This window comes from Vibrio floridensis (genome assembly GCF_021852965.1).
Lineage (GTDB): Bacteria > Pseudomonadota > Gammaproteobacteria > Enterobacterales > Vibrionaceae > Vibrio > Vibrio floridensis.
Window position 1 is genome coordinate 1 of record NZ_JAKGCY010000025.1, and the last position, 8,701, is coordinate 8,701.

Annotated in this window: 11 protein-coding genes; all 11 read right to left on the minus strand. The window is 39.7% G+C overall.

The window, feature by feature from the left end; genetic code table 11:
- Positions 1-167: 167 nt before the first annotated feature.
- Positions 168-545, minus strand: coding sequence for a hypothetical protein (locus tag LZU85_RS19645; protein ID WP_130349914.1), 378 nt, complete (start codon positions 543-545; stop codon positions 168-170).
- Between the two features lie 784 nt (positions 546-1,329).
- Positions 1,330-1,929, minus strand: coding sequence for a hypothetical protein (locus LZU85_RS19650; RefSeq protein WP_237288254.1), 600 nt, complete (start codon positions 1,927-1,929; stop codon positions 1,330-1,332).
- Positions 1,930-2,092: 163 nt separating this feature from the next.
- Entirely contained in the window at positions 2,093-2,494 is a 402-nt protein-coding gene (locus tag LZU85_RS19660) for an HIT family protein (protein WP_237288256.1), read from the minus strand.
- A gap of 140 nt (positions 2,495-2,634) precedes the next feature.
- Positions 2,635-3,090, minus strand: coding sequence for a GNAT family N-acetyltransferase (locus tag LZU85_RS19670; RefSeq protein ID WP_237288273.1), 456 nt, complete (start codon positions 3,088-3,090; stop codon positions 2,635-2,637).
- Between the two features lie 275 nt (positions 3,091-3,365).
- Positions 3,366-3,551 (minus strand): hypothetical protein, encoded by a 186-nt coding sequence (locus tag LZU85_RS21205; protein WP_419795982.1) that lies wholly within the window; start codon positions 3,549-3,551, stop codon positions 3,366-3,368.
- A gap of 154 nt (positions 3,552-3,705) precedes the next feature.
- Positions 3,706-4,578 (minus strand): tetratricopeptide repeat protein, encoded by an 873-nt coding sequence (locus LZU85_RS19685; RefSeq protein ID WP_237288259.1) that lies wholly within the window; start codon positions 4,576-4,578, stop codon positions 3,706-3,708.
- 162 nt (positions 4,579-4,740) lie between these two features.
- Complete coding sequence (locus LZU85_RS19695) at positions 4,741-5,517, minus strand: nuclease-related domain-containing protein (protein ID WP_237288263.1); 777 nt, start codon at positions 5,515-5,517, stop codon at positions 4,741-4,743.
- Between the two features lie 136 nt (positions 5,518-5,653).
- Positions 5,654-6,103: a hypothetical protein gene (locus LZU85_RS19705; RefSeq protein ID WP_237288264.1), complete on the minus strand. Its 450-nt coding sequence runs from the start codon at positions 6,101-6,103 to the stop codon at positions 5,654-5,656.
- Between the two features lie 156 nt (positions 6,104-6,259).
- Positions 6,260-6,529 (minus strand): hypothetical protein, encoded by a 270-nt coding sequence (locus tag LZU85_RS19715; RefSeq protein ID WP_237288266.1) that lies wholly within the window; start codon positions 6,527-6,529, stop codon positions 6,260-6,262.
- A 199-nt stretch (positions 6,530-6,728) separates the two neighbouring features.
- The gene (locus LZU85_RS19720) at positions 6,729-7,523 is read right to left on the minus strand and encodes a phospholipase D-like domain-containing protein (protein WP_237288268.1); all 795 of its coding nucleotides are present in this window, start codon (positions 7,521-7,523) and stop codon (positions 6,729-6,731) included.
- Between the two features lie 141 nt (positions 7,524-7,664).
- The gene (locus tag LZU85_RS19730) at positions 7,665-8,474 is read right to left on the minus strand and encodes a hypothetical protein (protein WP_237288270.1); all 810 of its coding nucleotides are present in this window, start codon (positions 8,472-8,474) and stop codon (positions 7,665-7,667) included.
- Between the last annotated feature and the right edge of the window lie 227 nt (positions 8,475-8,701).

The following is an 8,701-nucleotide window of genomic DNA, read 5'->3' on the forward strand; positions in this document are numbered from 1 at the left end:
TCAGGCACCATGGGATTCCAATATTCTTCCATTTCAATCCTTGATATGTGGCGTACTCAAATGCGTTATAACGCCGCATTAAGGTGTGAGCGGCGCTTGGCTATACTTGAGCGAAGCGAAAGCGCCAAGCGTTGCGAATCACTCTTAAATGCTTTGTTATGTGCGTACTACTTGGCTGTGCATTTCCCGTAGTACTGAGATGGAATCAGGTCACCACCAAAGCCAACTGTGTTTCGACTATGAACTGTATTCATTGTATTTGTAATCGTAGTGACCATCACATTACCTGCCCCAGTCGCTTCCAAAAATGACACATGATCATTTCCAGGAACCTTTACCACCTCATTACTACCATTGTTCCCCAGCACATAAACTTTGTCGGCATCTGGATCAATTAGATATCTAAGAATGAAATCACTCTTTGCCGTATGGACACCCTCTGGGTCTGAATACTTTTTATATACGCACTCTAAGGTACTGGTAGAAGCGATGGCTGAACTAGAGACAAAACAGAAAGCGATGAAAAATAAACTATTGAACTTCATGAAAAACCTATTTTATAAGATATTTTCCGAGGAATTTTACTCTCATCTGTTTCATAGTTTGTGACATATGCCGCAAAGCATATAACGCCGTGTTAAGGGGTGAGACAACGCTACCGCCAAAGCGGATATGACCGCCTTAATCACTTGAACCGATTTGAAGTGAAAGCGCCACGCGTTGACGAATCCCTCTTAAACACTTTGTTATGTTTTACCACAACTGACTCGCTTACTTGGCAAAGAACTGAATTGCATAAAGAATTGTTTAACTTGCGTCACACGACGTTGCGGAATAATCCGACAAAAGCGATAAACACAAAGCATGTAATTCTCAGGAATTTGATTGAGGCAACTTTGATGGCTTTTAGCGAGCGATTGCACCCCTTTCAAAACAGCGAAAAACAAAACTCAAATTGCCAAAAAGACCACTGCCAATTTACTAATTGGGAAAGAGAACTAAAGCGACTTGAAGCCAGTCTAATTTTCAACACACAGACGCAATTTCAAATTGAAGCAACCCACGAACTTTGAAGCGTGATTATGTTTGATGGATTCATGAACTTGGACGGACAATATTGAATTGCTGAAACAACTCGAACGAATTGCCAAAGAGACCAAAGAAAAAAGCGCCAGGCAACCTTTTATTTCTTCTAAATCAAAGTGAAACATAACGCCCAATTAAGGGGTGAGCAACGCTACAACCCAACCTAAAGCATTGTACCGTAACCACTAACATTGAAGTAGAAGCAAAAATGCCAAGCGTTGGGAATCCCACTTAAATTGTTTGTTATAAATTTTTATCCGTGACACCAATTTTGTCTCTAAAGTCTGTCACTAGAAGTTCAAGTATTTGCGGAATACTTTGTTTTAGTTGTTCAGCTTTCTGTTTTTGGGTATCGGCATACTCAAAATCACCTCGCAAAAAACTTGATTCACCTGAACCGTAGTTTTCAACAGCCCAAAAAGCATCACTTAACAGAGCTCTTATCAAGTGATCTATTTCATCAGACAATAGGATTCGATTTCTTCGCCAGTAAGTGCGAACTTCAAAATATGTAGACTTAAATTTGTCATACTTTTCATCCCACGGTTTTCCCTGATTTATTGCGACATTCATCAAGTATTCCAGATCTGACAACTGACTATATACTTCCATTAGTACTTCTGCTTGCTTTTCGTACACGCCAGATGTTTTAACATTGAAACGTAGCGATTCTTGTTCGAGCTTAGCTCTATAAACTGCAACTTCTATATCAGCTTGAACCTTTAGATCAGTCAGTAACGATTGCTCTTTTAGTTTCAACTGATGGTCTATGTACTTTTTAAATACTGCAGCGAGACATCCTGTTATGACTCCAGACGTTAAAAGCAAATTTACTAATTCCATTTGTTCTCCGATGTCTCAAAAATTTATAACGCCTTGTTAAGGTGTGAGGCACGCAATACCTAAGCCACCGCATACCACCTTAACCACTGGACCTAACGCATAGTAAAAATGCCACGCGTGCCGAATCACTCTTAAACAATTTGTTAGCATACTTTTTCAATGCTTATAGATCTTTAAGTGATTCTCTTAGTTTATCCATAGCTTGAATTCCAAGCTCACTACTAACCCAACCGTACTGGTCGCCATGAAACCTAGGGAAAATATGCAAATGGTAGTGATCGAGCTCGTTGAAGTGAGGAGCCTCTCCATTGTTTTGCATAAAGCCGATACCATCAGGATTGAACTTAGCTTCTATACGTTTATATAAATCTCTTGCAACGTCGGTGATCTCAAAAAATACAGACTCAGGCAGGTCAATAAAAGTACGGTATTGAGTCTTAGGACAAATTAAAATATGCCCAAAGTTGATCGGATCATGGTCTGCAAAAGCTATAACTTGGTCAGATTCGTACACGATGACCGAGTCAATTTCTCGATTAACAATTTGTTCGACTATCGTAGCCATCTGAACTCCTATCAAAGTATGCTAACGCCGCGTTAAGGGGCGCAGGCACGCAATACAAAAGTGACCGCATAACACCTTAACCACTAAACCCAACGCAAATTGAAAATGCCACGCGTGCCAAGTCCCTCTTAAACGCTTTGTTATGCCGTTACTTTTTGTTTTAACTGAACTTCTACCGCTTTTGAACCGTCGGAAAGTATGAAAAAGTCTGAATCAAAACGTTGAACTACATTAAAGCCTAGTGCCTTAAAAACAGCGACATTACCTGTTTGCTCAACACACCAAACTGAGACTGAGTTAATACGCTTAAACTGCGTAACAGCGAAATCGACGAGCTTTCTAGCTACACCTTTTTGGCGAAAACTTGGTGCAACTGCTAACGAGCTAAGCTGTAATTCTGAGCCAACCTGTTTAGCTTCAACTACTCCAACTAAAACCTCATCAACATGGAAACCAAAACAACTCCACTCACTTTTAGCACTGTTTTTATTGCTAACTGCGAGCTCAGTTGGCCTGTAAACTTGACGAAGCTCGTCGAAGCAACGCTCTGACAGTTCAACCACACATTTTTCATTTGCATCAAGCTGCTTGAACATCAATTTCACTTTAGACATAACGCCGCGTTAAGGGGTGAGTGCCGCATAAGCCAAGTTTCAGCAGACCACTTTCACCACAAAACTCACTGCAAACCAAAAATGCCACGCGGCACGAATCCCTCTTGAACGCCTTGTTATGCTTAAGCTTCAATGGGTTACGTTTTAATAGAATCAAGATTAACTCGACTTTGATTCACAAACAAAAGTCAAAACACAGAAAACTGAAATGACTCATAATTTTTGAAAATCAGACTTTGAAATTTGGCTGCTAAAACTCAAAAACCTAAGATCAAGTTGCTGATTGAGCCAGCAGCCCTAACCTCGCGCTTACCCGAAAATTGATTGAGGCAATTAACTGAATTTCCAGCGCCAAAGAATAAGTGTCCAGAAAACAGCGCCCACTGAAACCAACTTGCCGACGAGCCTAAAGCCAAAAAGCTGAGGGGACAAAGAAAAACCATAAACCACTGATTTAACATGATTAAGCATAACGCCGCGTTAAGGGGTGAATGCCGCCTAAACCGGCTTTCCGCAGACCACTTTCACCACCAAAACACACCGCATACCAAAAATGCCACGCGGCATGAATCCCGCTTTAACGCCTTGTTATGTTTGTTAACTTTCAGGTTTAATGAAGCCACTCACTATCGCATTAAATACAGATTGATAGACATCTGTATTTACCAAGTCTGGTCGAGTCTTAGACAATAGAGAAAGAGTGATTTTTGCATTTTCAAAATCCTTCAATGCTACGTGTGACATAGCCAAAACTAACATTGAATTTTCGTCCTCGCTTACTCTCTTATCAAGATCAAATGCTTTCAATATAGAACCAACCGCACCTTCATAGTTTCGTTCATTGAAATAAGCTTGGCCAAGGAGCGAGTATGCTTTAGAGGTTGTTTGCATATTCAGTGATTGGTTAAAGTAAACTATAGCATCAGAGAAATTTTCTTGAAGAAAGAAAGTAAACCCTAGACTAAAGAAAATAGCATGATTTACATTATTATCTTTAACCATACCTAAAAGTATATTTTGGGCTTTAGATATCAGTTCAACTTGAACCTTTCTATCTTCACTATATTGGGACTGTGTAAGATATAGTTGAGCTAAGTCGTTTAAATAAATGTTGTTTTTGTTAGCCGAATTTATAAAGGCTCGCTCTGAATCAAGAAAATTTCGCTCTGCCAAGTGAATATAACCTAGTTGTCTTTCGAAGTACCCATCACCTTTATCACACTGTCTTTCGAGTTTTCTCCAAGCATCTAAGTAACGAACGGGAGCATTCAATAAATCTTCATAACTTACCTTTTCCCAGAATAAAGTACATTCATCTAATGATTCACTATTCGCTCTACCAGTTGCACTCATAAAGCCAACCATTGCTCCTAGTAGTAATATGTTTAAAACAAGTTTTTTAATCATAAAAATATCAAGCCTAAATATAAAATTAATAAATTCTTCTTTTCCAACCTTTATAGGTATCATTAAACTCTTTGAAATCAGGTCTCATTTTCTGACCACCGACAAACATAACGCCCTGTTAAGGTGTGAGCAACGTAATACCGAAGCTGCCGCATACCACCTTAAACACTAAACCCAACGCATAGTAAAAATGCCACGCGTTGCGAATCACTCTTAAACAGTTTGTTAGTTGAATTGTTTCACAGCCCTACACTTGGGAAAGGTTGAACAACCCCAAAACTGTTTACCTATATTTTCACCACGCTTGGTTTCACGCAACACCATTTCAGAGCCGCAACGGGGGCACTCATTTGAGCTAACTTTGGATGCAACAACTTCTTTGACATGTTTACGATGCTTTAAATCCGTAATGACTCCGCGCTTTAACTTTAGCCGGTTTATAGACTCTGTTAACCGAGCATAATCATTGTCAGAGAACACTACCTCGTTAAATTGCTGAATGTATCGAATACTTCCTCGAGCGTAGGTAACGTTTGGAGGCATTTCGGTTTTAAAGGTACTGTCGCCAATGAAAACAATAACTGAATGCAAGTGTTGTTCTTCACTGCAACCTAGCAAGGTTTCCAGAGCTTTTATGTGCTTGTAATTCTGATGCAGTGGGTTCTGAAATTTAGAGGAATGACGGTAAATCTTTTGTGTCCACTGTTTCTGGCGAGCTGAACCAAATATCCAACCTTTCATATTCTTAGTTTCAACGACGAAAATGCCATATCTAGAAACCACAATATGGTCGACTTGAGTTGTACCATCGTTAGTCGGCAACGTTACGTCTTTTATTAGTGTGTAATCAGGCTCTGGTAATTTGGACAAAAGACGGTTCACGAGAAACTCACCAAACACACCTTTTAGCCACCTACTTTTGAAAACGCTAACAATGAGCAATAAAGGCACTAGATACCAGACTTGCGCAAGCACATTAAGAAATGCTTCAAAAATATTCACGGATTTTCCCTATTCAACTAACGCTGCGTTAAGGGGTGAATGCCGCATAAACCAACCTTCCGCAAGCCACTTTCACCACCAAAACTCACCGCATACCAAAAATGCCACGCGGCATGAATCCCTCTTAAACGCTTTGTTATATGTTCTGTTTCACCAGAACTTTTGACTTGTCGATAGCTAGAGCCTCGCAAAAACCCTCCACGAAACCGGACATTAATGCAGTACCTAATGCAATAGTTTTGGTATCTTCTACAAGAGTTTGATAAACCTTATTTCTATGCTCAAGGTTGGAGAACAAGTAGGCATTTTTAATGTAAAACTCGTGAGCAATATAGTTACGTTTAACTAGTGCTTGCTTCAAGATAGAAACACCAACATCATCAATGTCGGCGTGGCTTTTTAGTAAACCGATGAGTTGACCTAGGGTTTTACGGTCTTCACGGATTACGAGTGCTTCAACTTCTATTTCAACATCAAAGTTGTCGTTCAATATCGCAACAAGCGTCCGAGTAAGAAACTCTAGCGTTTGCCCCACATGAAGAGCCTCACCGACTTTTTTATATACATCATCAATTGATGAGTTCATCTAATCTCCATTGAGCATATAACGCTGCGTTAAGGGGTGAATGCCGCCTAAACCAACTCTCCGCAGACCACTTCACCACCAAAACTTACTGCATACCAAAAATGCCACGCGGCATGAATCCCTCTTGAACGCCTTGTTATGTGTTTGAATTAACAGTTAAAGATTACCTGTTTTGACCACAAAGCGCGATAATTTATGCCCCACCGCGAAACTTACTACCGCCACAGTAACAGCAACTATTATTGAGAAAAAATAGCCAACCGTTGTCGAGACACCAAAACCCCAAACGAAAAAAAATACCAAAGATTGGAAAGCTTCGTAAGGCCAAACGAGAAGCGGAAAGTGAGGCCCGTCCATGATGACGAAAACTAGGGTACTCAAAGATAAAACCGATGATAAGAACCCAATGATGTTGTGACGATTCATACTAGTAATCCACTAGAAACATTTTCCGCAATTCCAATTTTTACTTTTTGATTTAGAAAGATAAATTCTGGAAAGACACATAACGCCGCATTAAGGTGTGAGCAACGCCACCACCAAACCTAACTCATTGTACCGTAAACACAAAAGCCAACCTTGAGCTGATAACGCCAAGCGTTGTGAATCACTCTTAAATGCTTTGTTAGGCATTTTCTTCGGCCATAGATAAATTAATATGATTATCTTTAAGAACATCAATTTTGATCTTGAAACCGTACTCTGGTTGAGACTGAAACCATAACTTCAAATTTTTTCCACCATGGATCCTTACAGAATTACTAGATTTTCTATCAACCTTTGACCTTAGAGACCCTTTACCTTCTAATGTAATATAAATCGCTTCCCCATGCTCACCGAACCACTTAGCATATTTAGCCGGAATATTAAATTTTCCTACAGTATAATACGTTTCAGTTATTTCGATCGTAAATGTTTCATTTATCTTAGCTATAGGATAAGAGGTTGACTCTCCTAAAATAACACATGACTGATGAAGTTCTTTTAGATTTTTTAATTGCTCTAATTTCAAGTCAACATTTGGATATTCGGATTCAGCAAGGTTTATAATTTTTTCTATCTCATTAAAAGCTTGAGCTACAACATCAGGTTCTCTGGATAAAGCTACTGTCTCATATAATTTACACCCAGAGAGTGCATTATCTGACAAATTAGCACTACCCAGCATAACAGAACTGTCTCCAAGATAAATTTTAGAATGTAAGCGGGAAAGAAAGTGAACCTTATCCCAACCTATCTTATCCACTAGTGCTTCCACAGCAAAAGGGTTAGTACCTAGCGTAGGTGACAAGACAATAGCTTTCAAATTGTCTATTGCCAAATAACTTGCCCAATCCTTACCAAGATAAGCTACCGCAACATACTGAGGACAAAGCTCTCTCAAATGTAATGCTATTTTTTCATCACTGATTATTTGCATAATGCCACCTAATGCCTAACGCTGCGTTAAGGGGTGAATGCCGCATAAACCAAGCTTCCGCAGACCACTTTCACCCCAAAACTCACTGCATACCAAAAATGCCACGCGGCATGAATCCCACTTAAACGCCTTGTTATGTTTTCATAGCCCAACTTTGCCAGTTTCCAATAAAGTCAACGCATAGTCACGCAACACCCTTGCATTGTCAGCCGACGCACTATTGCCACAAAATTCCTCTTGATACTTGATTTGAGGGCTTGAATATATGGGCAGTATATTCCGCTCATAACTCATTATTGTGCCTGAATCGCCACACTTAAATGCACGAGCATACGGAACGAGTTTTTCCTGATATTCCTGCGGAACAGCGGATTTCAAAAACATTGTTAGATTGGGAATTGGATGTTTCTCACTATGCTGCGCCCACGATAAATGACCCAATTCATGCTCTAACACATGTATTGGCGCAGTAGAAGAGATAGCGAAGAACCACGCTCCAAAATACGATGATGCTTGGCCAGACAATCCAAATTGACTTTCATGCTTTCCATGAAAAATCAGAGCATATTTTTCATTAGGACTAAGCTGTTTAACTGATATTTTTTGTTTTTCGAGAGCCTTACCGACCAAGTTGCCTGCTGCGACTAGACTACGAACTTCATTTTTATCTATGTAAAGTGGTACAACATCACCCAAGCTTCGGGTCAATGGAACACATGAATTCTTTAAAACCTGATTCGCGTACTTTATTGAAGCGTTCAGCGATTTTTTAATGTCTTCTATTGAAGATGACTCTAAGACTTCTTGGTCAACAAAAAAATTAATCTTCGTATTTGCCACTTTCTCAAAATTACAGCTAGGGAGCTTAAGTCCTCCTGAGTTTGGTTTTGTTAAAATTGCAATTCCGAAAACCACGATAATAGTGCCTATGGTAAAAACCTTTTTATTCATAAAACGGAATCATCCTTGAAATCGAAAATTGAAAGAAAACATAACGCTGCGTTAAGGGGTGAATGCCGCTCAAACCAACCTTCCGCAGACCACTTTCACCACCAGAACCAACCGCATACCAAAAATGCCACGCGGCATGAATCCCACTTGAACGCCTTGTATGGATAATAACTAACGAATCAGGGTAAGGTGAGACCCAGACTTTAGCTGCAACTAAAGTTCTCTAT

Excerpts from the sequence above, each read along its gene's own strand:
- LZU85_RS19720 (WP_237288268.1), bottom strand. The coding sequence starts at position 7,523 with ATGCAAATAATCAGTGATGAAAAAATAGCATTACATTTGAGAGAGCTT.
- LZU85_RS19715 (WP_237288266.1), bottom strand. The coding sequence starts at position 6,529 with ATGAATCGTCACAACATCATTGGGTTCTTATCATCGGTTTTATCTTTG.
- LZU85_RS19660 (WP_237288256.1), bottom strand. The coding sequence starts at position 2,494 with ATGGCTACGATAGTCGAACAAATTGTTAATCGAGAAATTGACTCGGTC.
- LZU85_RS19650 (WP_237288254.1), bottom strand. The coding sequence starts at position 1,929 with ATGGAATTAGTAAATTTGCTTTTAACGTCTGGAGTCATAACAGGATGT.
- LZU85_RS19730 (WP_237288270.1), bottom strand. The coding sequence starts at position 8,474 with ATGAATAAAAAGGTTTTTACCATAGGCACTATTATCGTGGTTTTCGGA.
- LZU85_RS19645 (WP_130349914.1), bottom strand. The coding sequence starts at position 545 with ATGAAGTTCAATAGTTTATTTTTCATCGCTTTCTGTTTTGTCTCTAGT.
- LZU85_RS19685 (WP_237288259.1), bottom strand. The coding sequence starts at position 4,578 with ATGATACCTATAAAGGTTGGAAAAGAAGAATTTATTAATTTTATATTT.
- LZU85_RS19670 (WP_237288273.1), bottom strand. The coding sequence starts at position 3,090 with ATGTTCAAGCAGCTTGATGCAAATGAAAAATGTGTGGTTGAACTGTCA.
- LZU85_RS21205 (WP_419795982.1), bottom strand. The coding sequence starts at position 3,551 with ATGGTTTTTCTTTGTCCCCTCAGCTTTTTGGCTTTAGGCTCGTCGGCA.
- LZU85_RS19705 (WP_237288264.1), bottom strand. The coding sequence starts at position 6,103 with ATGAACTCATCAATTGATGATGTATATAAAAAAGTCGGTGAGGCTCTT.